General features: G+C 43.4%; 25 protein-coding genes. 15 read left to right on the top strand and 10 right to left on the bottom strand.

Annotated features, from left to right (window positions below; genetic code table 11):
* Positions 1 to 9 precede the first annotated feature (9 nt).
* From H8B19_RS02945 to phoB, 7 genes are all read left to right on the top strand, one after another.
* Positions 10 to 729 carry a DUF3450 domain-containing protein gene (locus tag H8B19_RS02945; protein ID WP_241737452.1) on the top strand — a complete coding sequence of 240 codons (720 nt, stop codon included), beginning with the start codon at positions 10 to 12 and terminating at the stop codon, positions 727 to 729.
* A 63-nt stretch (positions 730 to 792) separates the two neighbouring features.
* Positions 793 to 2,127 (top strand): MotA/TolQ/ExbB proton channel family protein, encoded by a 1,335-nt coding sequence (locus tag H8B19_RS02940; protein WP_241737467.1) that lies wholly within the window; start codon positions 793 to 795, stop codon positions 2,125 to 2,127.
* Between the two features lie 8 nt (positions 2,128 to 2,135).
* Positions 2,136 to 2,657: a MotA/TolQ/ExbB proton channel family protein gene (locus H8B19_RS02935; RefSeq protein ID WP_186505291.1), complete on the top strand. Its 522-nt coding sequence runs from the start codon at positions 2,136 to 2,138 to the stop codon at positions 2,655 to 2,657.
* A 25-nt stretch (positions 2,658 to 2,682) separates the two neighbouring features.
* On the top strand, positions 2,683 to 3,090 hold the full coding sequence (locus H8B19_RS02930) for an ExbD/TolR family protein (RefSeq protein ID WP_186505290.1): 408 nt from the start codon (positions 2,683 to 2,685) through the stop codon (positions 3,088 to 3,090).
* 3 nt (positions 3,091 to 3,093) lie between these two features.
* On the top strand, positions 3,094 to 3,702 hold the full coding sequence (locus H8B19_RS02925; RefSeq protein ID WP_186505289.1) for an energy transducer TonB: 609 nt from the start codon (positions 3,094 to 3,096) through the stop codon (positions 3,700 to 3,702).
* Between the two features lie 13 nt (positions 3,703 to 3,715).
* Positions 3,716 to 5,017, top strand: a complete 1,302-nt coding sequence (locus H8B19_RS02920) for a tetratricopeptide repeat protein (protein WP_186505288.1) — start codon at positions 3,716 to 3,718, stop codon at positions 5,015 to 5,017.
* Between the two features lie 165 nt (positions 5,018 to 5,182).
* Positions 5,183 to 5,869 (top strand): phosphate regulon transcriptional regulator PhoB, encoded by a 687-nt coding sequence (phoB, locus tag H8B19_RS02915; protein WP_186505287.1) that lies wholly within the window; start codon positions 5,183 to 5,185, stop codon positions 5,867 to 5,869.
* Positions 5,870 to 5,932: 63 nt separating this feature from the next.
* On the opposite strand, the gene H8B19_RS02910 is transcribed toward phoB, so the two are convergent.
* On the bottom strand, positions 5,933 to 6,445 hold the full coding sequence (locus tag H8B19_RS02910; RefSeq protein ID WP_186505286.1) for a glycine cleavage system transcriptional repressor: 513 nt from the start codon (positions 6,443 to 6,445) through the stop codon (positions 5,933 to 5,935).
* Between the two features lie 286 nt (positions 6,446 to 6,731).
* On the opposite strand from H8B19_RS02910, the gene H8B19_RS02905 reads away from it, so the two are divergent.
* The 3 genes from H8B19_RS02905 (at position 6,732) to H8B19_RS02895 (ending at position 9,822) form a co-directional block, all read left to right on the top strand.
* On the top strand, positions 6,732 to 7,409 hold the full coding sequence (locus tag H8B19_RS02905; RefSeq protein ID WP_186505285.1) for a TIGR00153 family protein: 678 nt from the start codon (positions 6,732 to 6,734) through the stop codon (positions 7,407 to 7,409).
* 14 nt (positions 7,410 to 7,423) lie between these two features.
* Positions 7,424 to 8,692 (top strand): inorganic phosphate transporter, encoded by a 1,269-nt coding sequence (locus H8B19_RS02900; RefSeq protein WP_186505284.1) that lies wholly within the window; start codon positions 7,424 to 7,426, stop codon positions 8,690 to 8,692.
* A gap of 218 nt (positions 8,693 to 8,910) precedes the next feature.
* Positions 8,911 to 9,822, top strand: a complete 912-nt coding sequence (locus H8B19_RS02895; RefSeq protein WP_186505283.1) for a porin — start codon at positions 8,911 to 8,913, stop codon at positions 9,820 to 9,822.
* Positions 9,823 to 9,872: 50 nt separating this feature from the next.
* On the opposite strand, the gene H8B19_RS02890 is transcribed toward H8B19_RS02895, so the two are convergent.
* Genes H8B19_RS02890 through H8B19_RS02880 form a run of 3 tightly spaced genes read right to left on the bottom strand, consistent with a single transcriptional unit; the run spans position 9,873 to position 12,213 of the window.
* Positions 9,873 to 10,844, bottom strand: a complete 972-nt coding sequence (locus tag H8B19_RS02890; protein ID WP_186505282.1) for a HupE/UreJ family protein — start codon at positions 10,842 to 10,844, stop codon at positions 9,873 to 9,875.
* Positions 10,844 to 11,680: a peptidyl-prolyl cis-trans isomerase gene (locus H8B19_RS02885; RefSeq protein ID WP_186505281.1), complete on the bottom strand. Its 837-nt coding sequence runs from the start codon at positions 11,678 to 11,680 to the stop codon at positions 10,844 to 10,846. Before H8B19_RS02885 ends, H8B19_RS02890 begins: the two co-directional genes overlap by 1 nt.
* Before the next feature lie 20 nt (positions 11,681 to 11,700).
* Complete coding sequence (locus tag H8B19_RS02880) at positions 11,701 to 12,213, bottom strand: RNA methyltransferase (RefSeq protein ID WP_186505280.1); 513 nt, start codon at positions 12,211 to 12,213, stop codon at positions 11,701 to 11,703.
* 196 nt (positions 12,214 to 12,409) lie between these two features.
* On the opposite strand from H8B19_RS02880, the gene H8B19_RS02875 reads away from it, so the two are divergent.
* The 3 genes from H8B19_RS02875 to H8B19_RS02865 are packed head-to-tail and all read left to right on the top strand — an operon-like array spanning position 12,410 to position 14,557.
* Positions 12,410 to 12,955 (top strand): sigma-70 family RNA polymerase sigma factor, encoded by a 546-nt coding sequence (locus tag H8B19_RS02875; RefSeq protein ID WP_186505279.1) that lies wholly within the window; start codon positions 12,410 to 12,412, stop codon positions 12,953 to 12,955.
* Complete coding sequence (locus H8B19_RS02870; RefSeq protein ID WP_186505609.1) at positions 12,948 to 13,583, top strand: hypothetical protein; 636 nt, start codon at positions 12,948 to 12,950, stop codon at positions 13,581 to 13,583. Before H8B19_RS02875 ends, H8B19_RS02870 begins: the two co-directional genes overlap by 8 nt.
* Positions 13,584 to 13,618: 35 nt before the next feature.
* Positions 13,619 to 14,557: a hypothetical protein gene (locus H8B19_RS02865; RefSeq protein WP_186505278.1), complete on the top strand. Its 939-nt coding sequence runs from the start codon at positions 13,619 to 13,621 to the stop codon at positions 14,555 to 14,557.
* A 188-nt stretch (positions 14,558 to 14,745) separates the two neighbouring features.
* Here H8B19_RS02865 and H8B19_RS02860 read toward each other — a convergent pair whose 3' ends face one another.
* The 5 genes from H8B19_RS02860 to H8B19_RS02840 all read right to left on the bottom strand — a co-directional run bounded on the left by H8B19_RS02860 (position 14,746) and on the right by H8B19_RS02840 (position 19,262).
* Positions 14,746 to 15,069 (bottom strand): phosphotyrosine protein phosphatase, encoded by a 324-nt coding sequence (locus tag H8B19_RS02860; RefSeq protein WP_186505277.1) that lies wholly within the window; start codon positions 15,067 to 15,069, stop codon positions 14,746 to 14,748.
* A gap of 517 nt (positions 15,070 to 15,586) precedes the next feature.
* On the bottom strand, positions 15,587 to 15,796 hold the full coding sequence (locus H8B19_RS02855; protein ID WP_186505276.1) for a cold-shock protein: 210 nt from the start codon (positions 15,794 to 15,796) through the stop codon (positions 15,587 to 15,589).
* Positions 15,797 to 16,177: 381 nt separating this feature from the next.
* On the bottom strand, positions 16,178 to 17,053 hold the full coding sequence (locus H8B19_RS02850; protein WP_186505275.1) for an alpha/beta hydrolase: 876 nt from the start codon (positions 17,051 to 17,053) through the stop codon (positions 16,178 to 16,180).
* A 248-nt stretch (positions 17,054 to 17,301) separates the two neighbouring features.
* The gene (locus H8B19_RS02845) at positions 17,302 to 18,393 is read right to left on the bottom strand and encodes a glycoside hydrolase family 43 protein (RefSeq protein WP_206683157.1); all 1,092 of its coding nucleotides are present in this window, start codon (positions 18,391 to 18,393) and stop codon (positions 17,302 to 17,304) included.
* Between the two features lie 200 nt (positions 18,394 to 18,593).
* Positions 18,594 to 19,262: a DUF4328 domain-containing protein gene (locus H8B19_RS02840; protein ID WP_241737451.1), complete on the bottom strand. Its 669-nt coding sequence runs from the start codon at positions 19,260 to 19,262 to the stop codon at positions 18,594 to 18,596.
* Between the two features lie 255 nt (positions 19,263 to 19,517).
* Between H8B19_RS02840 and H8B19_RS02835 the strand changes: the two genes are divergently transcribed.
* Together H8B19_RS02835 and rsgA are read left to right on the top strand one after the other, a co-directional pair.
* Positions 19,518 to 20,555: a hypothetical protein gene (locus tag H8B19_RS02835; protein ID WP_186505273.1), complete on the top strand. Its 1,038-nt coding sequence runs from the start codon at positions 19,518 to 19,520 to the stop codon at positions 20,553 to 20,555.
* Positions 20,556 to 20,875: 320 nt separating this feature from the next.
* The gene (gene rsgA / locus H8B19_RS02830; protein WP_186505272.1) at positions 20,876 to 21,919 is read left to right on the top strand and encodes a ribosome small subunit-dependent GTPase A; all 1,044 of its coding nucleotides are present in this window, start codon (positions 20,876 to 20,878) and stop codon (positions 21,917 to 21,919) included.
* 78 nt (positions 21,920 to 21,997) lie between these two features.
* Here the strand turns inward: rsgA and H8B19_RS02825 are convergent, their stop codons facing one another.
* Entirely contained in the window at positions 21,998 to 22,846 is an 849-nt protein-coding gene (locus H8B19_RS02825) for an alpha/beta hydrolase (protein ID WP_186505271.1), read from the bottom strand.
* Between the last annotated feature and the right edge of the window lie 64 nt (positions 22,847 to 22,910).

The raw sequence follows: 22,910 nt of genomic DNA, 5'->3' as shown, positions 1-22,910 counted from the left end.
GCAACAATAATGACAAGTTACGTCAATGCACAGGAAGATGACTATCTAAAACCTGTGGTGAAGTCGGCTGATAAAATCAACCAGTCTGCCATCAAGTCGCAGGAAAAAATTAACTCCATTACTGGTCAGATTGATTCTAAATTACAGCAATTTAAAGCAGTCAATAAAGAAACCGATGGGTTAGTGGTTTATAACAACCAACTTCGTAAACAAATTCAAAATCAGCTTGATGAAATGGCCGACCTTAACGCGTCTATCGATGAAGTTAGCGTGATTGAGCGTCAAATCACCCCGTTAATGATGAGAATGGTTGACGGTCTGGAACAATTTATCGGACTGGACGTACCTTTCTTACCTGAAGAGCGCCAAAAACGTATCGCTAGTCTGCGTGAAATGATGGACAGAGCCGATGTGGCGCCATCGGAAAAATTCCGCCGTGTGATGGAAGCCTATCAGGTTGAAATGGACTATGGCCGCACAATTGAAGCGTACAGCGGTATTCAAAAAATTGAAGGTACTGAGCGTGATGTGGATTTCCTGCGTATCGGTCGTATTGCCCTGATTTATCAAACACGTGATGCCGCATTGCAAGGTATCTGGAACAAGAAAAGCAAACAGTGGGAAGCGTTGGATAACAGCTATCGTACTCAGGTAACCAAAGGCCTGCGTATTGCCAAGAAACAGCTGGCACCAAACCTGTTAACTCTGCCTGTAGCCTTAACTGACTAATCGGATTAAATGACAATGAAAAACGTATTTAAATTATGTTCGGTTGCAGTATTGGCGACCCTGATGCAAACACCTGCTTTTGCGCAGGAAGATAAAGCATTGGATCTGGATCAGTTGTTAAAACAACTGGAGCAAGGTCAAATCCAGCAAAGCAAACAAAATAAAGAACGCGAAAAAGAGTTTGTGGCAAAAGCAGGCGAGCAGGATCGCATGCTAAAAGAAGCAATGTCTCGTCGTGATCAGGAATTAAAAAACAGTGAAAAACTGGAAACCCAGTTTGAAGAAAATGAATTTAAGCTGGCAGATTTAAACGAAGCGATGAATCGCCGTCTGGGTTCATTAAAGGAATTATTTGGTGTGTTGCAGCAGGTGGCTGGTGATACCAAAGGTAAATTCCAGAACTCGGTTATTTCTGCTCAAATTCCAGGTCGTGCTGAATTCCTTGATGAGTTGGCTCAGAAAATGGGTAGCAGCTCCAAGCTGGCATCGATTAATGAAATCGAGCGCGTATGGTTTGAAATGCAACGTGAAATGACTGAGTCAGGCAAAATTACCCGTTTCAAAACCGATGTGGTTGAAGCCAATGGTAATAAAGTTAACAAAGAAGCAATACGTGTTGGTTCATTTGCACTGGTAGCGGATGGCAAGTATCTGGAATATTTACTGGATAGCCAGAACGTAGCTGAACTGGTGCGCCAGCCTGCACAACGTTATCTGGACACAGTTAATGCTCTGGAAAATTCACACGGTGAATTAGTCGAATTTGGTCTGGATCCAACTGGCGGCAGTATATTACGTCTGAAAGTTCAGGAGCCTTCTTATCAGGAGCGTGTTGAACAGGGCGGTACCGTGGGTTATATCATTCTGGTTGTTGGTGCAATCGGTTTATTGTTAGCCCTTGAGCGTCTGGTATCCCTGACTCTTATTCGTAATAAGGTTAATCGTCAGCTGAAAAATGAAACTGCCAGCAATGACAATCCACTGGGTCGTGTGATCAAAGTGAAAAGTGAGTTCCCTCACGCTGATACCGAAACACTGGAATTAAAACTGACTGAAGCGATTTTAGGTGAAGTGCCAAAACTGGGTCGTAACCTGACTGTGATTAAGATTATCTCAGTTGTTGCACCTCTGATGGGTCTATTAGGTACGGTAACCGGTATGATCCGCGTATTCCAGGACATTACCCTATATGGTACCGGTGACCCGAAAATCATGGCGGGTGGTATTTCTACCGCACTGGTAACCACGGTTCTGGGTTTGGTTGTAGCCATTCCAACTACCTTACTTTATGCGATGTTAAATACACGCAGTAAAAATATCGTGTTCATCCTGCAGGAACAGGCGTCAGGCATTATTGCTGAACGTGCTGAAAAAGCTGAACAAGCCACTCAGGCCTGAGGTTGACCATGGAATTCCTTGAAACGATTCGCGATTTTACAGAAACAGGTGGCCAGGTTCTGCTGGTCATCGGGTTCCTGATTTTCGTGATGTGGTTACTGATTCTGGAACGGGTGCTGTATACCTTTATCGGCCACCGTCAGTTCAAAAAAGAATGTATTGCCCAATGGAACGCCAGAAGTGACAAGTCCTCCTGGTATGCCGAACAAATTCGTCAAAAGGTGATTTCTCAATTAACCATGCGCTTTAGCCAAAGCATTCCTGTTATTCAGGCTTTGGTTGCTTTGTGTCCGTTACTTGGATTAATGGGCACGGTTACCGGCATGATCGAAGTATTCGACAGTATGGCCATGCTGGGATCAGGGAATGCGCGAGCCATGGCATCCGGTGTGTCAAAAGCCACCATCCCAACGATGGCGGGAATGGTTGGGGCGCTGTCCGGGGTATTTGCTTCCACCTGGTTAGCGCGTAAAGCCAAAGTTGAGAAAACCCATATTGAAGACGTTATTAGCCTTGACCATGAAGGCTAAGTCCACAGTTACGAGTGAGATTTAAATGAAACAGCATTTTCAAAATCTGGTAGATGAAGAAGAAGCAACAATTGACTTAACGCCCATGCTGGACGTTGTATTTATCATGTTGATTTTCTTCATCGTTACGGCGTCTTTCGTTAAAGAATCCGGTATTGACGTAAATCGCCCGGAAGCCGCTACGGCAGTCAAAAAAGACCGTGCCAATATTCTGGTGGCGATCAATGACAAGGGGGAAATCTGGATTAACAAACGTCGCATCGATCAACGTGCGGTGCAGGCCAATATTGAGCGTTTACACGCTGAAAATCCACAAGGTACTGTGGTGATCCAGGCAGACAAAAAAGCCACTACCGAGGTGTTAATTAAGGTCATGGATTCTGCACGTTCGGCCGGTGTTTATGATGTTTCCATTGCGGCACAAGAGCCTTAAGTCATGAGCAGAGTCTTAGTAGCCTTTGTACTGGCAGCCGGGATTACATTAGGCCTGTTTTATTTAATGCAGGCGCTGATTCAGTCCGGTGGCGGTGAAGATATGAAAGCCCCAGAGGGCAATGTGCTGGAGTTTATTCGCTTAAAACAGGAAGACACAGTACAGAAAAAAGATCGTAAACCGAAGAAGCCACCCAAGCCTGCGGATCCGCCTCCACAAATGGAGCAGCCGCAGATGGATTCACCTTCTCCTGATGCAAGCAACGCGGGGATGAGTTTTTCCGCAGATGTTGCAAGTGATGTTTCACTGGAAGGCGGTATTTCGCTCGATTCTGCTGATGGGGAATATCTACCCATCGTAAAAGTAGCGCCGGTGTATCCACGTCGTGCATTGCAGCGAGGGATCGAAGGTTACGTGATTGTTGAATTTACCGTAACCAAAGCCGGTACGGTAAAAGACCCCATCGTAATTGAAGCAAATCCGGAAGGCATGTTTGAACAGGCGGCAATTGATGCTGCACTCAAATTTAAATACAAGCCGCGTGTGGTTAACGGCGAAGAAACTGCGGTAAGTGGTGTACAAAACCGCATTACCTTTAAAATGAATGGTTAAGTGAGATAACAAGATGAAACGCAATTTAACTGGCAAAGTCATTTCTTATCTGATTATGGTCTCAGCATTAAGCGTCGCAGCGGCGTTTACGCCGAGCATGGCTGCAGAGCAACAATATTCGAAAGTTAAAACCCGTCAGGTACCTGCGTTGCGGGCTAAAGTTTATGAACAACTGGCCCGCGCTCAATCTCTTGCTGACGAAGATAAAGTACCGGATGCCATCGAAGCGCTGGACAATGTGCAAAGCAAAGCTGATTCAATGAACAGCTATGAGCGTGCCATGATGTGGAACTTCTACGCGTTTATTTATTACCAGAAAGAACGGGTGCCGGAGGCGATCGCCAACTTTGAAAAAGCGATTGCTGAACAGCCCATTCCTGAGCCATTTGAAATGACAACCTTGTTTTCACTGGCACAACTGGAAATGATGCAGGGTAACTTTGATAAAACCATTTCTTATTTAGAACGATGGGAAGTACTGAATAAAGGCGAAGTGCCTGCCAGTAATAACTATTTAAAAGCACAGGCCATGTATCAGCAGAAGAGTTTTGCTAAAGCGGCTGATTATATAGGTCAGGCAATCGCCAGTATCGAAAGTCAGGATAAAGTGGCGGAAGAAAACTGGTACATACTGCAACGTGCTGTTTTTTATGAGTTAAAACAGCCGGAAAAAGTAAAAGATGTGCTGGTTAAACTGGTTAAGGAATACAACAAACCTGAATACTGGACTCAACTGGCTGGTATGTACGGCGAACTGGGGCAGGAAAAACAGCAACTGGCTGTAATGGAAAGTGCTTATCAGCAAGGGTATATCACCTCGGCCGGTGACATTAATAATCTGGCACAACTGTATTACTACCATGGTGCACCATACAAAGGCGCATTACTGCTGGAAAAATCCATGCAAAAAGGCGTAGTCGAAAAGAACCTGCGTAATATGAAATTCCTGGCCCAATCCTGGTCCCTGGCACAGGAACAGGATAAAGCGATTCCTGTGATGATTGCCGCGGCAGATATGTCAGAAGACGGTAACCTGAACGCGCAATTGGGTCAGCTTTACTTAAACATGGAAAAATGGCCTGAAGCAGTGGCTGCAATCGAAAAAGCCATTGAAAAAGGTGGCTTAAGCAACCCGGGTACTGCTTATTTGGTATTGGGCATGGCACTTTACAATCAGGAAGATTATGTGGCATCCATGCATAATCTTGGATTAGCCGAGCAATATGAAAACAGCCAGCGTATGGCCAAACAATGGAAACGTTATGTAAAGGCCGAGCAGGAACAAGCCAGTCAACTGGCGGCTGTTGGTGCTTAATTAATATTGTTTTAATACGATTAAACAAAGGGGCGTTACGCCCCTTTGTTGTATTTGATGACAGATTTATGAAAAAGTGAAAGGTGTAAAAAATCTGTCATTATGTCATATTTGTGTCATATGATTTTTAGATACTTATCATAGTCTTATTAGTAGAGAACCCGTATGACAACACGTATTCTGATTGTTGAAGACGAAGCGCCTATCCGTGAAATGCTGGGCTTTATTGTCGAGCAACATGGATTTCAGGCTGTTGAAGCAGAAGACTTTGATACCGGCATGGAAAAAGTGGCCGAGCCTTTGCCTGACCTGATTTTACTGGACTGGATGATGCCGGGCGGTAACGGTATCCAGTTTGCCAAACAACTTAAATCAAGTGACTTTACCCGTAATATTCCGGTCATTATGTTAACGGCTCGTGGTGAAGAGGAAGATAAAATCAAAGGCCTGGATGTCGGTGCCGATGATTACATCACCAAACCTTTTTCGCCTAAAGAGTTAATTGCGCGGGTTAAAGCGGTATTGCGTCGTGTTTCACCCACCAGTTTAGATGAAGAAGTTGAGTTTAAAGGCCTTAAACTGGATCCGGTTTCACACCGTGTGACAGCAAACGGTGAAGCGCTGGATATGGGGCCGACGGAATTTCGTCTGTTGCATTTCTTTATGACTCACCCGGAACGTGTATACAGCCGCGAACAATTACTCGATTTTGTGTGGGGAACCAATGTTTATGTGGAGGACCGTACGGTCGATGTGCATATTCGCCGTTTGCGTAAAGCGATTTCACAGCATGGTCATGACGAGTTAATTCAAACTGTGCGTGGAGCGGGTTACCGTTTCTCGATTAAATAAAAAGTTAATATTAAAAAAGGCGTCCAACGGACGCCTTTTTTAATTAAGTGTTAGATGTTTTTATCAGGCGGGTTTTACCGTTAATTCCACCACCAAATCATCAGCAACAGCTTCCAGTTCCTGTTGAATTTTTTCGGCATTTAAATCGAGTGGAAAGGCAATCACAATTTCTGCTTTAAACAGTTCACCACCCCAGTTCGGTGCGCTTTCACACAAGGTATGCATTTTTACTACGTTGGCTCCGGCCTGATGGATGGCCGAGGTAATTTCCTGAACTATACCCGGTTTATCATTGCCAACCAGCTCAATATAGGCCGTGCGTAATTCCGCTGACGTATCGGTTTCTGTATCGGCATGAACCACGCAGCGTAAATCACTGATTTGATTAACTGCCACTTCGAACTGTTCAATTTTTTCTTCAGGTAACATGACCTGAATAATACCGGCAAACTGCCCGGCCATTTTGCTCAGGTTGGATGCCAGCCAGTTGCCCTGATGCTGATAAATGGTTTTTGAAATGCGGTCTACGATACCGGGTTTATCCGAACCAACCAGCGTAACGACTATTTGTTTCATAACACCTCACTGTGCAAAAGGAAAATACAGGGGATGGATGTTTTTGTCGTGCAAAAATACACCAACACAACACCCCGGAATAACGTTAAACAGACCCTAGTTAATTTAATGCAAAATGTACATTAAATTAGGATGATTTTGTGCAACTATAGCATTTCTTAAACTGAACTGGCTTTGGAAAAGTTGGTGTACAATTAAATGCCGTAAATAAGCCATTTTTCTGGGTTTTAGGGGCATGTTGTTGTATGATGCGCCCCGACTAAACAAGAGTCAAAACGAGGTTATTATGCCATCAAATTCATTTCTAGGGGTGTTTGCAAAATCACCACTAAAACCACTGGAAGAACACATTAATGTGGTTCACCAATGTTCGCAGGGACTCGTATCGTTTTTTGATGCTGTTTTTGAAAAAGACTGGCCAACAGCCGTTGAACAACAAAGAACTATATCTCAAATGGAAAAGCAGGCGGACACATTAAAGCGTGATCTACGTATGAGTTTGCCAGGCGGTATTTTTATGCCGATTAATCGCCAGGACATTTTGGATTTATTGACACAGCAAGACAAAATTGCCAATAAATCCAAAGATATTTCCGGACGGGTAGTTGGCAGGGAACTGGAAATCCCACACGCCATGCAAGACGACTTTCGTGCTTATTTGAATCGTTGTCTGGATGCAACCAATCAAGCAAAAATTGTTATCAATGAACTGGATGAATTACTTGAAGCAGGCTTTAAAGGACGCGAGGTCCGTCTGGTTGAAGGTATGATTCAGGAATTGGACAAAATCGAAGATGATACCGACGTGATGCAGGTTAAATTGCGTCAACAGTTACGCAAACTGGAGTCATCACTCAATCCTGTAGACGTTATATTCTTATACAACATTATCGAGTGGGTAGGTGATCTCGCCGATATCTCCGAGCGAGTCGGGTCACGTCTCGAGTTAATGTTAGCTGATTAAACGAGCAATTATCGATGGATATATTATCAACTTACGGCGCTATGCTAATTGGCGTAGCTGCGATTGTGGGCTTTTTAATGGCCTGGGGTATTGGTGCAAACGATGTGGCCAATGCAATGGGAACCTCGGTTGGCTCTAAAGCGCTAACCATCAAACAAGCCATTATTATCGCTATGGTATTTGAATTTGCCGGAGCTTATCTGGCTGGTGGTGAAGTTACCTCTACTATTCGTAAAGGTATCATCGACAGTGCATATTTTGTTGATCAACCTGAGTTACTGGTGTTCGGCATGATCTCAGCCTTGTTGGCTGCTGGATTATGGCTGGCGGTCGCATCCTATCTTGGTTGGCCGGTTTCAACTACACACTCTATTATCGGTGCGATTATTGGTTTTGCCGCTGTGGGTGTCAACGCTGATGCGGTTATCTGGAGTAAAGTGGGCGGTATTGTTGGTAGCTGGATTGTAACACCGGCTATATCGGGCATTATTGCCTATCTCATCTTTATGAGCGCCCAGCGTTTAATTTTTGATACCGATAGTCCGTTTAAAAATGCCAAACGTTATGTGCCTTTTTATATGGGACTGGCAGGCTTTGTACTGTCACTGGTGACCATCAAAAAAGGATTAAAACACGTTGGATTACATATTCCCGCAGGTGAAGACATCCTTATCGCGATTGCTATCGCAGTGGTTGTTGGTGTCGTTGGGCGTTTGTTTATCAACCGTATTAAGTTTGACCCCTCAAATGACCACTCGCTGCAATTTGTCAGTGTGGAAAAAGTGTTTGCTATTTTAATGGTGGTCACTGCATGTTGTATGGCATTTGCGCATGGCTCTAACGATGTGGCTAATGCCATTGGTCCGTTGGCTGCTGTGGTAAATGTGGTTAACAGTGGTGGTGAAATTGCCAAGAAAGCAGCTCTGGTGTGGTGGATCCTGCCATTAGGTGGTTTAGGCATAGTGGCTGGTCTGGCGTTATTCGGTCATCGTGTTATTCAAACCATAGGTAAAGGCATTACGCACTTAACACCAAGTCGTGGTTTTGCGGCTGAGCTTGCAGCAGCCAGTACGGTGGTTATCGCATCAGGTACAGGTTTGCCTATTTCTACTACTCAAACCTTAGTTGGAGCGGTTTTAGGTGTTGGTATGGCACGTGGTATTGCTGCATTAAATCTGGGTGTTGTACGTAATATCGTTGTAAGCTGGGTAATCACATTACCGGTTGGCGCTGGACTATCTATAATCTTTTTCTATATTACTAAGACGATCTTTGTAGCTTAAACGTTCGTCTCAATTCAATTTTAAAGCTGACAAAGCGTAAGTTTTGTCAGCTTTTTTATTTTTGATAGCTTATAAATTACACAAATAATGTAATAAAAAAGAAATAAAAATGTCATTTTATGGTAATATTTGTGCCAATTTGACACGCAGATATTTTTAATTAATGCGCTGATAAATTTAGTTTTTTCTTGAAATGTGACGATCAAGAGGACCCTCTGATGAATGTATCACGCTTATTGTTAGCACCCGCCCTGTTAAGTAGCGCCATGCCTGTTCTGGCCAATGATGATCCCGTTGATTTTTTTGGTTTGGTGAATGTCACCTTTCAAAGCACGGATGACGGAGATGGCCGCTTTACTGAAACCAAAAGCAATAATAGCCGTGTAGGTGTGAAAGGCACTTACGATTTGGATGATGGCCTTAAGGCTATTTATCACCTTGAATGGAAGGTGGATGTAACTGACCTTTCAGGTGGAGATAATATTACCGGACGTAACCAGTATATTGGTTTGCAGGGGGGATTCGGTAAGGTCCTTATTGGCCGCAACGATACCATGCTTAAACAGGCGCAGGGCAAAATCGATCAGTTTAATCATCTGGAAATGGATATCGGAAAGTTATGGAAAGGTGAAAACCGGTTAAGTGACACTGTGACTTACGTCTCACCTAAACTGGGGGACTTTTCAGTCGGTGCAACCTATGTGGCAGAGGAGTCAGCTGATGGTGACAGTGCTTCTTCGGTATCCTTAATGTATGGCGACAAATTGCTTAAGAAAAGCAAAGTTTTTGCTGCTGTTGGTGTCGACTTTGATGTTAAAGGGTACGACACCACCCGGGTGAGTATGCAAACTAAACTGGATGACCTGAAAATTGGCGCCATTTTTCAACGTCAGGAAGCTGTTGATACCGGGGTATCCAAAAATGGTTATTTGGTTAGTGCCGCTTATGCAGTTGATAAACTAACCTACAAGGCACAAATTCAGACACTGGAAGATGATAAAGTGATTTCCGTTGGCGCGGATTATAGTTTGGGCAAAAATACCAAACTCTTTGCGTTTTATGCTGATCGTAATATGGAAAACGATCCCGATTCCGACTGGCTGGCTATTGGTCTTGAGCAGAAGTTCTAAGTTTTTTCATAAAAAAGCCCCGTGTAAGGGGCTTTTTTGATTGTGCCTTTTTATATAAAACTTAAGGTTCGCTCAATTACCCAAAAGGCACTGATACTGCCAACAAAATAGGCTGTGAGTTGTTCGCTTAAACGTACGTTGACCGGTAAAAAACGCATATACAACCACGCCACACAAAGTAAAAAGGCGATAAATATCAGCTGGCCTAATTCAACGCCGACGTTAAAGAACAACAAGGCAATCGCAAAGCCTTGCTCTGGCAAACCTAAATCACTGAGTACCGACGCAAAACCAAAACCGTGAATTAAGCCAAACGTGCTGGCTACCAACGCCGGATATCGCCAGGTCAGGCTGTTGCGATGATGTTTACACAGCTCTGTGGCTAAAAATAAAATACTCAGTGCTATTACCGCTTCAACCGGTGCAATGGGCACGCTCACCCAGTTTAACGAGGTGGCCACCAGAGTGAGTGAATGTGCCAGAGTAAAACCGGTTGCGGTGACGATAATGCGTTTGGGCTGACGCGCAATAAACACCAGACACAGTATAAACAACAGGTGATCCCAGCCAATCAATATATGCTCAATGCCCATTACAGTGTAATGTCCGGCTATAGCCGCACTGTCACCCGGTTTATCCAGGCTGAGTGAGGTTTGTTGCGGCGTAAAGCGCTGCATATTTAACTCACCGTTTAGCCATTCCACGCGCAATAACACATCGGTGGCAGTTAGTTGTAAACCTTTAATTGTCAGCTGCTCACCACCTAAAGTATGCGAGCATTTAAGCTGATATTTTAGAGTTACTCTATTGTTGCCAGGCAGGGTAACAACTGGTGTTTTTTCACATCCAGCAGGAAACTCGGCGCTGATTGCTAAGGGTAAGCTGCTGTGAAACGGAATGGTAAAACTCACCTGATATTGATTGTCAGCCTGTTCAAGCAAGGATAAAAACCCCGGCTTAATTTCATCTGCCGCGGCATGCCATGGTAAAAGCACCAGGCATAAATATTTAAGCCAGCGCATTATTGAGCAGCTCCGGTTGCGGTTAAATCGTTGCGTTTAATTACAAACTCACTTTTTAAACTTTTATAATAATCGTCAATTGCCTGCCGGCGTAACTGATTTTGATAGGCAATGGCAACCGCATCGCGAATTTGCTCAAAAGCCGGTAATAGAGAGTCGGTTTTATTTACAATACGTACAAGGTGCAGACCATTTTGCGATTGCACCGGACCCTGCCAGCTATCACCAGTTAAATTAAATAATTGTGTGGCAAAGGCATCACCAAACAAACTGACTGCACGTGCATAAGTTAAATCACGAAATGCATTTTTAAAACCGCGCTGGTCGCCTAACACTAACTGATCATCTGCGCGTAGCTGGGATAACCAGCTTTGCGCGGTGGCTTGAATATCATCGTGTTTAGCCGGATTGATAAACGCCTGTTGGAAGCTAATTTGCGCATCGGTTTTAAATAACTCTGTATGCTGCTGATAAAAATCTTTTAGCTGTTGTTCGCTTGGTTCGGTGGCTGGAGTAAAGCCTTCAATCTGGTCGCTAAGCTTTTGCACTAAACGTTCAGTGATAACAGGGTCGTTTTGATCCAAACCTTGCGCGATAGCTTCGCGGTATAACACCTGTTGTTTGATGTAATCATCTATCAGCTGTTGCAGCTGTTTGTTGTTAGGCGTTTCATCATGGGTTTGATGCCAGTTATTAATTAACTGTGCAACCGTATTTGCATTAACCTCAATCAGGTTATCCTGCTCTTCTTCACCAGATAACTGATTTAGTGCAAATAGCGCTGCACCTAAAATGACAAAGTGCAGTAAGGGATCTTTTATTATTTTGTTTAACATCATGAGCCTTTTTGTTGTAGCTATTTTTTGATGACTTTTACGCGATTATTGGTATCGCGACTTTGCCTGATTAATTCATCGTCGCGCGGTGTGTCGGGGTGTTTAGCTGCTCTGTCATACAGCACCACATTAACGGTGGCGGCCAGATTCAAACAACCTTTGGTGGGCAGATAAACCACCTTGTCACACCAATTTAATTGTTCCTGAGTTAAAGAACCGTCTTCTGGTCCAAACACATAAAATGCGTTTTCGGGGTGTTGAAAATCGATTAATACTTCAGCACCTTCGACCAATTCAATACCCACCACAGTTGCATTTGCGGGAATATGTTGGGATAAATCATCCACCGCTTGTGTTGGAATGGCACTTTGCGCATTTTTGGTATCGGTATGAAAGGCTTTAGCGCGCGCATAGCGCTGACCGCTGTATAGTACCTTATTGGCACCAAAGCAGCCCGCAGCCCTTAAAATGCTGCCAACATTGGCTGGACTTTTGGGATTAACAAGCCCGATAGTAACCTTATTGTCTGACATGGATTATCAACTATGGTGAAAATTAGCACGGCAGTATACAGACCAAACAATACAAGATGAATGGCAGGACGTTGAAACTCTCATTTTGTAAGATTTAAAAAATTTAAATTTTTTTAAATCTATTCAAACTATTTTTAAACCCGGCTCGACTTTAATGACAAACGAAAACAAAAAAACACCAAAGGACTGCAGTTGAGTGTTCGAACAAACCGATGAAAAGCTGATTAATAAGGCACTAAAAGGCAATAAAGGCGCCTGGTGCAAACTTATTAAACGCTATGAAAAACAAATATATAACTATGGTCTGCGAATGGTGGGGAATAGTGACGATGCCATGGACTTAATGCAGGATATTTTTATCTCTGTATTTAGAAGCCTGCAAAGCTTTCGTGGAGAAAGCAGTTTTAAAAGCTGGTTATTCCGCATCGCTAACTACCGCACTATTGAATTTTACCGGCGTAAAAAACCGATGCAGAGCATAGATGATGAGCTGGAACTTGAAACCGCTCACGAGCAAACAACCGAAGATGAACATATGGCCAGCCTGCAAAATAAAAATCTGGTGCAAGCCATGCAGGTGTTGCCGATTGCGCAAAAAGCGGTAATTGAATTGAAATTTTTTGGCGAATTCACCTTTGATGAAATCGCTGACCAGCTGGGCATCTCAGCCAATACGGTGAAATCCCGTTTATACAGCGGTCTGGACAAGTTAAAACAAGTAGTGGAGATGGAATATGTCTGATCTCGAACAACAATTTGAACGCTGGTTGGATGGCAAATTAAGTCCGTCACAACAACGCGAATTTGAGCAGCAATGTGAACAGCTGCCGGAAATGGCAGCGCGCATGCAAGCCGCCCGTGCTTTTATGCATCAGGCTTCTCATACCGAGCAGCAACCGGTGCCGAACTGGAATCGTGAAGCCACGTTTGAAGCGGCCAATGTCACACCTTCGCGCTGGCAGTGGCAGTCGGGATTATCCATGGCAATGTCATTTGTAGCGATTTGTATGGTGTTGTTCAAAGTGGATATTCATGTCTCCGATGGCAGTTTTACTGTGAGTTTTGCCGGTAAGCAGCAGGAGCAGCGTATTGCGCAACTGGTCAATGAAAGGGTCGATGCCTATGAACAGCAACAACAACTGGCAATGAAGGATCTATCACAACAATTGTTTGACCAGCAAAAAGAGACAAACGCACAGCTAAGTAACTATTTGATTACGGCAAACCGTGAAGAACGCCGTGAAGATTTTGTTGAGCTGATTAAATACATCAATGACCAGCGTAGTGATGATCAGCTTTATTACGCAAAGCAATTAAACGATTTACAGCAGGATTTGTATCAAAGACCGGCTAGTCGTCCAGCGCAATAATGCCGGTACAAGCCAGATTTTAAGAGGTAATACTAATGAAAAAATCAATTTTAACCCTGTTAACCACCGCAATGTTTGCCACCACGGCGGGTGCTGCCACTCAAATGGCGGAACTGAGCAAGGACATGCAAATTATGTCGAGTATTTTAAAAACGTCCTTGCAGCAAAATAATGATAAAGCTGCGATCCGTTTCCACAATCTCGATATGAGCTATCTGGCTGATCAAGGCGTGGTATTTGAAGTGAGCACCAGCAAAAGCCGCTGGAATTTTAACTTTGATTTTGGCAGCCTGCGTGAGTTTTTCCCCGCTGCCCCCGTGGCACCTGTTGCCCCTGTACCCGGGCAAAAAGTTAAAGAAAAGCTGGCAGAAAAGAATATCGTCATCACCTTTGATACCGATGATTTCGAGAACGAAATGGAAGAGGCGATGGAACATGCCAAAGATGCGATGCGTGATGTCCGCGACAAATTACGTGAATTACGTGACGAACGTCGTCAACTTAGCTGGGATGAGCGTGAATATGAGCGTCGTCGTCGCGATATAGAGTTTGAAAAGAGCCATGCTGATGCAGAAGATAAAAAAGAACTGGAACAGGAAATTGCCGAGCTAAACAAGCAAAATCAGGAATTGGCCGAAAAACGCAAAAAGATTGATGAATACGCGGCAAAACTGGAAGCAGAGCAGCAAAAAAGCATGCAGGCCAGCAGAGAAATGGCGATGAAAAACACCCGCGCCTTTTTAGCTAAGTTTGAAGACACAGTGGCCGAAACCTTATGTAAATACGGTATGGGGGTTAAATCCATGCCAGAAGGTGAGCATGTCAGTTTTATTCTTGAGGGCTTTGGTGAAGACGAAAATGATAAGGACCTGGATCGTGTTTATGTGTTCAACAACAAGGATATTAAAAGCTGTGTCGCTGAACGCATGACTAAGGATCAACTGTTAAAAGCCGCCAAGAGTTATATGTTTTAATTCTCCCAAAACGTGATTTGCTATCAATAGTTTTGAGCCCGCCGTTAGGTGGGCTTTTTTATTGTAGGTCTTTTACCATTCATAGTTTTTTCACGCTCAGTCCTTTGGGTTTAAATGTGTATGTTGTGCTAGTGGTAAAAATCATCCTAATTATTAATTCGTTTGTTATTAGTTTGCTGGTTAATCGCTTATTTCACATATTCAGGTACTTTAGATTTTAATATGTCTATTAAAACGTCATCCATGTATTCGTAATCATCTGGAATACCTAAAGAGATCACATGCTGTCTGTTAATAGCATTACCAAATTTTTGTGATAACTTTTTCTTGTGAACATTCTCCATAACAAATATGTAATCAGCCCACTCAATATCTTCTAACGAAACATGAACCTCTGCATCATGGCTAATGCCCGCCGAATAAACATTCCAGCCTTCAATATCACTAAACACAGCCTCAGCCGTTGGACTTCTTAGTTTATTTTTGCTGCATAGGAATAGGATATTTGGCACAAATTCTCCAATTAGTGTATTACATAACGCCGCCAGTATTGGGCGAAAAACAGAGGGATGCGGTTATTTTTGAGTCCATCTAAATGGATCTGTTGGTCTTTACGGCAGCGCTTACCAAATCAGTAATAAACCCGCTGGAAACCTAAAATTTAACGATGAGCTATTGGAGCGTTTTTTTACCGCAATCTGTCTCGTTTTGGTCTTTCGACTTATTAGTATCAGATTAATAAATGCTTTACCAATTAAAGGGTTAGCGAATTCAAACTATTTTGCTGAATATGAGATAAATGTTTTTAAACTGGTTATCATTCCAGTCATGACATTGTTTTATTTTTCCAATTAAAAAGACGTTTATTATAGCGATAGCCTGTCTTGTACAAGTTTGTTTTGACCGGGTATATGCTGTGCCAGGAGGAAAAATGAATTGGAGTACGATACGTTTTTTGAATTTTTACTGGATTCAAGATATAAAAAAAGCAAGCTATCAAAGCTTGCCTTTTATAAGAATTAGCAGCTATTAGACAGCTACAATATTCTCTGCCTGAGGGCCTTTAGCACCTTGGGTAATGTTGAACTCAACTGGTTGGCCTTCAGCCAAAGTTTTATAACCTGAGCTAACAATTGAACTGAAATGTGCAAATACATCTGGGCCAGATTTTTGCTCAATAAAACCAAAACCTTTAGATTCGTTGAACCATTTTACGGTACCAGTAGTTGTAGTAGACATAATAAATATCCTGTTTATAAAAGTATAAGGATGCCTTCGTGAGGCACGAATAAGCGGAAATATAAATTGAAATTTAGAAACTACAGTACGAAGAACTACAAGGAACGCGACGAAATGGAGGTTTTAAACATAGACTTACATTCAAGCTGGGTACAAGGTATAGACTTTATTCAGTAAAGTCAAAATATATCTCAGTTCAGGCGTTAAATAAAAAAAACAAGAAGTAAAATCAAACTCTCATTGTCAGGCACCGCATATTGGGTAGTTTCACCCCGGCGTTATGCTGTAAAAGGGGGGATAATTCCCCCTCTGTTGAATTGCTGTTGATTCAGACACTTATTCTTAACTGTTATGATAAAAGATTAGCGGTGCTACAAAGCACTATTTATCGTTAAGCATACCATGCATGGTTAGCCAACTGACAAAAGCATCAAACCAGCCGGTACTGGTTGTTTTCTTGGGATACATGCCGAAACCATGCCCACCTTGTTCATAAAAGTGAAACTCAACTGGCTTTTTCGCTGTAAACCAGCTCTGAATCAGGCCGAAATCACCTTTTGAGAAAAATGGATCGTCAGCGGCGATGGCAACAAATAAAGGTGGCGCATTTTCTGGTACGTCCACTGCATTTAACGGGCCGTAGATATTACCGATAAAAGCCGGTTTAGCCTGTTCATCTGTCAGTGCTGTTGCCATGGTGAGCATTGCACCGGCAGAGAAACCTATCATACCGATTCTATTTGGGTCGATGTTCCATTCACCTGCGCGACTACGCAGCAGCGCAAAAGCAGCGTGTGAATCTTCCAGTTGGGCGGCAAGACGGATTTTCATCTGTTTTGGATCTGGTCGGGGAGGTTTACGTCCTGTGCCGGAAAACATGGCGTCCATTGAGCGCTTGAATTCTGTCATATCAGCCGGTGTCTGGTTTAAACGATATTTGAGTACAAAGGCTGTAATACCGCGTTTTGCAAGCGCGCGTGCAACATCCCAACCTTCGTTTTCCATCGACAGTGTCATAAAGCCACCTCCAGGAGCAACAATTACTGCGGCGCCACTGGCCTTAGTTGGGTCTGGTAGAAATGGGGTTAGAGTGGCAACCGTTACATTACGAGCAAATCGACTACCGTATTGCGAATGCCAGGCTTCGTGGTTTTTAGCATCAGGCAATGGGGGAGTTCCCAGTTCCATTGCATTTGGTTGTTCGGGGATGGGAATGGCAGTCATGCTGTCGTTGATTTGCGCAAATGTCTTTGGCATAAACAAGCAAATTGCTACGATCAGGTGGGGACTAAGCCTGGTGATGCCAGTGCTGGCCGGCTTGCGACAGACAGTTCTTTTTAATGCTCTCTGTGTAATATTGCAAGAAAATACAGCTAACACCCTTTGCACGTTATTTATCCATTGTTGGCTAAATTTCTTCATGTAAACAGACTCCTTTTACGTTTATTTTTCCGATGTCAAAACAAGTTTTTTAATGGTTTTATCCTGATTGAAATAGACCCTGTCTACACATACTGAACGTCTGTAATTTCCTCCCCCCGGCAGTCCGGCAGTCCGGCATTGTGGTAGGCAAGGTAGGTGTTGCCCTTGAAATCAAACATCGCAGGATGGATAGTGGTGGTACCCGGTAATGGCTCTATGAGGATTCCCTGATAGTTCCAGGGACCGGTTGCAGAGGTGCTGGTTGCGTAGGCAATACTCTCCGGAAAGCCTGCTGCATACACCAGATAATACATGCCATTGTGTTTGGATACATATGGACCTTCTTCGAAATTTGGCAGGGAATTAACCGCATGAATCCTGACATTGCGAGCATCGCGGTTGTGCATTTTTCCTTGTGTATCGAGCGTATATTCTTCACCTTTGAGATGAATTAAATCGGGCTCAAGCTCAACCCACCATAACTGTTGGTTGCCCCAGTAAAGGTAGGCGCGGCCATCGTCATCGATAAATACTGCCGGATCAATATTGCGCCATGTGTGGTCTTTATATTGGGCCGTGTCTTCGAGCAAAATCATCGGCATACCACGAGGGTCTGTAAACGGTCCTTGTGGGTTGTCGGATACAGCTACACCAATTGAAAAGCCAAACTTTCCGTCTTTTTGCCCGCCTTCAACGGCGGCATAAAAATAATATTTAGATTTGCCTGATTGATCCTTACGGTGAATGACATGGTGTGCGTAAGCATTACCTGTTTTTTGATCGCCTCTTGCCCATGCAAAATCGGAATAGCGCAGCACCGTACCTTTATTCTTCCAGTGCACCATATCCTTACTTGTCCACAGACGGTAGTCGTACATGCGGTAATCATTGCCATCGATCGACTGTTCATCGTGGGTGGTATACAGGTATACCGTGTCATTTAAGACCATCGCCGCAGGATCTGCGGTAAATATCAACTCGCCAATTTCATGTGTCGGATCTTGGGTGTCGTATTTAATAATAGGGTTGTCAAAGTGGGTGGGTGGGGGATTTTTTGCGCCTTGAAGACTCTCATGAGTTGTTTGACTGCATGCTGTTATGGCAAAAACAGATGCACACAACAGTATATGATGAACGGTTCTTGTGATGATGGTGATTTTTGTTGTGATGGACATGTCATCGATTTCCACTAATGCTGTAAATATTAACAATTTGTTAAAATTCTGAGAAAAATAGAACCTTATGACGATTATGAATCCATTTAATAAGCTTATTTTATTTTTTAAGTGCAATACCCTTATGAGCTTTTGGGGAGAGATATCTTATGTTTTATAGGTTCAGGGATGGTTTGAGGTGGCAATACTGACTGATAAATCTAATTATCCTCGTTTGTTTGTTTGGCCTTTAACGCGGCATATTGTGCTTTATAGATTGAGCTAATCAGTATTAAAGTAGATGCTGCCAGCGGAATGGTAAGTAGATCTGAGATCTGCATAACAATATTACTATTAATAAAATCTTGTAGTTCTTTTGGTTCGAGTGACACTCTAAACCCAATCTGAGCGACTATGTTGGAGACTATCCAGAAAAACCACCAAACCCTCAGAATTGTGCCGGCTTGTTCTAATGCCCAGTTGTTTGGATTATGGCTTGTTTGCCAAATTTCCTTCATTGCCAGATAAGGTTTCCAAAGCGCAAGAATAGGGATAAAGAAGTAACCAATTGACCAGCCAGGAGTAAAATCCATATCCTTTGCTCCTAATTGATGCGAATTATAATTGGCGCGATAAATCCATATCAAAATAAGCAGCCCGGATATGATAAATACAATAATATTAATTACATTGAGGATCTGCTGACGCCGATCACTTGACTCTGCATCATCGAAGGCTTCTATCTGAGAAACGTATGCTCCATTTTGTAAATCAGTCAGTAGCTGATATTCAAGAAAGTTTGAGCCAATCGATATTATTGCCAGCACAATTTGCACACACAGTATGTATCTGACCCACTTTGTGAGATTTTTTGAATGTTTAAAATCCATTTCCTTACCCGACATCCTGGTCACGCTCTGAATTCATATTAAAGGCAATAAAATCAAACAGTAAATAACTATTTATTGCAAAGCAACTTTGGGAGCACAAATACTAATGCAAAGCCTGCTTTTGCTGATATTGCAATGCGTATTCATCCTTTTATCATCAAATCTTACCTCTTCATCATACTTTGCCTGACAATTTTTTAATCCGCCGCATTATGTTTCCCGTATCAAGAATTAGACAAATTAACTGGAGGGTATGTGGGTTGTATTAATAAGCTTATAAAAGCATTGGTTGCAGTGGTGGGGTTGGTGGTATGTGCTGCAGGCAATGCTAAAAATGTTGAGCAAAATGCCGTTTTAACAGAGCAGGTTAATGCCGCTTTCCATTATCTGGTGCAAGGTGATACTTCGTTGGCTGCCAGGTTGTTAGCTGAGCAAAATAAATCAAAACAGCAAAATCCAGAACTAAGTAAACTGGATATTATGCTGCAAATAGAACTGGAAGATACGGACGCTGCCGAGCGCAGGTTACTCACCTTTGAAACGCGTTTTGCGCATAACCCCGATACTTTTGCCTTTGCGGCCGATGCATGGCGGGATATTGGGCATCAGGCCAGTATTTTTTCCAAATTTGGCTTTTACAAAAAAGGAGTGAAGGCTAAGTTACGCGCGGGGGAAGTGGCGCCAAACAGCGCTGAATATGTTGCACTGCGGGCGGGAGCATCGGCGCATGGCAGTAGTTATGGCGCGGATGATTCTTTGCAAAAACCGCTTACTGATAAAGCCATAGAACTGGATAAAAAGTGGGGCTATGTTGCAAGACTAAACTATGCGCAAAATACCGATGATCAACAACTTGGAGTAACCGCAGCGCAACAAGCGGTAGAGGATTTCCCTGCCGATTTTGTGGTGTTGGAACGTGTGGCGCAGTATTACTGGACGATTGATGATATATCCAGCTCACAGCAACATTTTTTTCGGGCGTGTGAAAATCGTCCGCAACAAAAGTGGTATCGCGAAATTAAGTGGATCAATGCCTGTTATCAGGTGGCGGTATTTAGTCAAAAACAGCAATTGTTGCCAAAATCTGGTGTGCAGGCACTTAATCTGCTGTTAAAGACCTACCGTTTACCGACTAAACAGAATTTGGATATTGCTGAGTTGTTATTGGATATTGCTGGTGGGCAAAATAGTGAGCTTGCTGTGCAACGACTTCGGGATATTGTTAAGCTCGGCAAGGATAGTGCCTTGTTTAAGCGGGCTCAAAAGCGTCTTGTGCGCGAATTAAAGCGCTAACACCTAAGCCAAATAGCTGCGTACTAACGGGATAAAAGCCGGTGATTAATTCTCGTACTGGCTAAAAATTGCTGCTAGTATGCAGGCTCACATTTGTTAGAAATTTAGGAGATATATTGATGTTTGTATTGAAATCCCACCCGGTGAAGACGTCAGCTTAAACAGGTTTATATAACCCTCCCTGTCTTAAACTCTTTTCACTTTTAATACGTCTTCGCCCGGTGTTCTCAAACCGGCAGTAATGTTTTACGTCTGTAATTTTGCTGCTGCATTTATTTGTTTTTGCACAACTGTATTTAGCTTGTGCGCAAGGAAATATCATGAGTACACAAATGTCATTAACCCAACTGGGCTGGCAAGCGTTTTTTCAATTACAACTTAACCTCGAAGAACTACAACAAAACACCATTGCACGTGTTATCGCGCATCATCGCAGTGAATATGTTTTACGAAGTGAATACGGTTTTGATCATTTGGCGATAACCCCTTCGTTACCACACCTGACCGTTGGTGACTGGTTATTGCTTGATGAAGAAAAGCAGTTTGTTCGTATGTTGGAACGTAAATCACTGTTTAGCCGAAAAGCTGCAGGTGCCAAACTGGCAGAGCAACTGATTGTGGCGAATGTGGACACGGTGCTTATCGTCTGTTCACTCAATCACGACTTTAACTTAAGCCGTATTGAGCGTTATTTAACGCTGGTGCACGAGGCCGGTGCCGAGCCGGTTGTGGTGCTAACCAAGCTGGATTTATGTGATGACGCACAACGTAAATTTGATGCCTTACAAGCACTTGACCCTTTATTGCAAATTGAAATGGTCAACGGGCTGGATGCTACAAGCTGCGCAAATTTATTGTCGTTATGCAAAGCAGGGAAAACCATTTCTTTGTTAGGCTCATCGGGTGTGGGTAAATCGACGTTGCTGAATACCTTGATGGGTAATGAGGTGCAGAAAACCAGCGGTATCCGTGAAGATGACAGTAAAGGCCGACATACCACCACAGCACGTTCTATGCATTTTATGCCGAATGGTGCGGTATTAATTGATACGCCCGGGATGCGTGAACTGCAGCTGGCAGACTGTGAGCAAGGGATCAGGCAAGCGTTTGCTGATATCGATGCCTTAGCTGAACAATGCCGTTTTGCCGATTGTTTACATTTTTCTGAGCCAAATTGTGCCGTATTAAAGGCGATAGATGATGGTTTGCTCGATTTGCGTCGTTTGCATAATTACCACAAGTTGCTGCGTGAGCAGGCACATAATGCATCCAGCTTGCAGCAAATTCGCGCCAAAGATAAGCAGTTCGGTCGCATGGTGAAAAACGTGGTGAAAGATTCGCGGCTGTTTAAGCGCGGGTATTAAGCAACATCACGAAAGTGCATTGTATTAAACAACAATCCAGGCCGCTTTTTAGCGGCCTTTTTGCATGCTTAGCTAACGTTACACCCCCATTAACTGGGCAATAAGGGTGTCGCGGGTCATTTGCTGTTGCTGCTCGCGGCTAATGGTGGCATGGCCATCAAACAGTTGATGACCATAATGGCCAAATTGCGAATGATTACCGCCGTCAATTCTGATCCAATGGGTACTGGCGGGGAGTAATTTTCGGTTGAGCAAAATTTTATCGGCGGGGGCAATGCCATCCTGCGTGGCAAACACCTTACTCACTTCTGCCTGCAAATGGGATAAATCCTGCTGTTTGGGATGAGTTGTACCAATCAACACGTAACTTAAGTTTTCACTGTGTGGTTTGGCTGCAAATTGTGCTGTTAGTGCGCCGCCGAGTGAATGACCAGCAATGACCCAGCGGCTGATATCCGTATGGTGTTTAAGGATTGTATCCAGGTACTTCAATGCTTGCTGTTTATGACTGTCTAATGGGGCAAAACGCCAGGGTAAACCCACGATAAAAACCGGGTACCCCAGCTCTGCAACCGGGTGGAGCAGGGGAGCATAAGCCTCGGGCGTAATACCTGAACCACAGATAAAAATCAGGGCACTGCTTTGTGTTTGCCCGGGCATAAAGAAAAGTTGATTGTTGGTATTAATCACATCCACCCGGTCAGTGGATGCCAGTAATGTGTCAGATACACCTTGTGTACGCACCGAGTTAGCCAGATAAGTTACCGATACGACGGCCCATAAAATAAAAAACAGACGCAGATATCGCCTGAATGTCTTTTTACGCATGGCGGCAGACATAATGAATTCCTTATCCAGCTGTCTAACATTTGAACGGTTTTCCACACTTTGCCAGAAAGTTTGTAGTTTGCCTATGTCAGGCTGCATTTTACCGGCTGACGCGCACTGAAAGGGCGTTGGCAGCACAATTACGAGCAATAAGTCTTTACAA

The organism is Neptunicella marina (assembly GCF_014270035.1).
GTDB classification, from domain to species: domain Bacteria; phylum Pseudomonadota; class Gammaproteobacteria; order Enterobacterales; family Alteromonadaceae; genus Neptunicella; species Neptunicella marina.
This window is presented reverse-complemented; position numbering and strand designations above follow the sequence as displayed.

Excerpts from the sequence above, each read along its gene's own strand:
- H8B19_RS02945 (WP_241737452.1), top strand. The coding sequence starts at position 10 with ATGACAAGTTACGTCAATGCACAGGAAGATGACTATCTAAAACCTGTG.
- rsgA (WP_186505272.1), top strand. The coding sequence starts at position 20,876 with ATGAGTACACAAATGTCATTAACCCAACTGGGCTGGCAAGCGTTTTTT.
- H8B19_RS02940 (WP_241737467.1), top strand. The coding sequence starts at position 793 with ATGCAAACACCTGCTTTTGCGCAGGAAGATAAAGCATTGGATCTGGAT.
- H8B19_RS02890 (WP_186505282.1), bottom strand. The coding sequence starts at position 10,844 with ATGCGCTGGCTTAAATATTTATGCCTGGTGCTTTTACCATGGCATGCC.
- H8B19_RS02855 (WP_186505276.1), bottom strand. The coding sequence starts at position 15,796 with ATGTCTACTACAACTACTGGTACCGTAAAATGGTTCAACGAATCTAAA.
- H8B19_RS02905 (WP_186505285.1), top strand. The coding sequence starts at position 6,732 with ATGCCATCAAATTCATTTCTAGGGGTGTTTGCAAAATCACCACTAAAA.
- H8B19_RS02850 (WP_186505275.1), bottom strand. The coding sequence starts at position 17,053 with ATGCCAAAGACATTTGCGCAAATCAACGACAGCATGACTGCCATTCCC.
- H8B19_RS02865 (WP_186505278.1), top strand. The coding sequence starts at position 13,619 with ATGAAAAAATCAATTTTAACCCTGTTAACCACCGCAATGTTTGCCACC.
- H8B19_RS02825 (WP_186505271.1), bottom strand. The coding sequence starts at position 22,846 with ATGCAGCCTGACATAGGCAAACTACAAACTTTCTGGCAAAGTGTGGAA.
- H8B19_RS02910 (WP_186505286.1), bottom strand. The coding sequence starts at position 6,445 with ATGAAACAAATAGTCGTTACGCTGGTTGGTTCGGATAAACCCGGTATC.
- H8B19_RS02840 (WP_241737451.1), bottom strand. The coding sequence starts at position 19,262 with ATGGATTTTAAACATTCAAAAAATCTCACAAAGTGGGTCAGATACATA.
- H8B19_RS02900 (WP_186505284.1), top strand. The coding sequence starts at position 7,424 with ATGGATATATTATCAACTTACGGCGCTATGCTAATTGGCGTAGCTGCG.
- H8B19_RS02870 (WP_186505609.1), top strand. The coding sequence starts at position 12,948 with ATGTCTGATCTCGAACAACAATTTGAACGCTGGTTGGATGGCAAATTA.
- H8B19_RS02925 (WP_186505289.1), top strand. The coding sequence starts at position 3,094 with ATGAGCAGAGTCTTAGTAGCCTTTGTACTGGCAGCCGGGATTACATTA.
- H8B19_RS02895 (WP_186505283.1), top strand. The coding sequence starts at position 8,911 with ATGAATGTATCACGCTTATTGTTAGCACCCGCCCTGTTAAGTAGCGCC.
- H8B19_RS02930 (WP_186505290.1), top strand. The coding sequence starts at position 2,683 with ATGAAACAGCATTTTCAAAATCTGGTAGATGAAGAAGAAGCAACAATT.
- H8B19_RS02845 (WP_206683157.1), bottom strand. The coding sequence starts at position 18,393 with ATGTCCATCACAACAAAAATCACCATCATCACAAGAACCGTTCATCAT.
- H8B19_RS02920 (WP_186505288.1), top strand. The coding sequence starts at position 3,716 with ATGAAACGCAATTTAACTGGCAAAGTCATTTCTTATCTGATTATGGTC.
- H8B19_RS02880 (WP_186505280.1), bottom strand. The coding sequence starts at position 12,213 with ATGTCAGACAATAAGGTTACTATCGGGCTTGTTAATCCCAAAAGTCCA.
- H8B19_RS02935 (WP_186505291.1), top strand. The coding sequence starts at position 2,136 with ATGGAATTCCTTGAAACGATTCGCGATTTTACAGAAACAGGTGGCCAG.
- phoB (WP_186505287.1), top strand. The coding sequence starts at position 5,183 with ATGACAACACGTATTCTGATTGTTGAAGACGAAGCGCCTATCCGTGAA.
- H8B19_RS02885 (WP_186505281.1), bottom strand. The coding sequence starts at position 11,680 with ATGTTAAACAAAATAATAAAAGATCCCTTACTGCACTTTGTCATTTTA.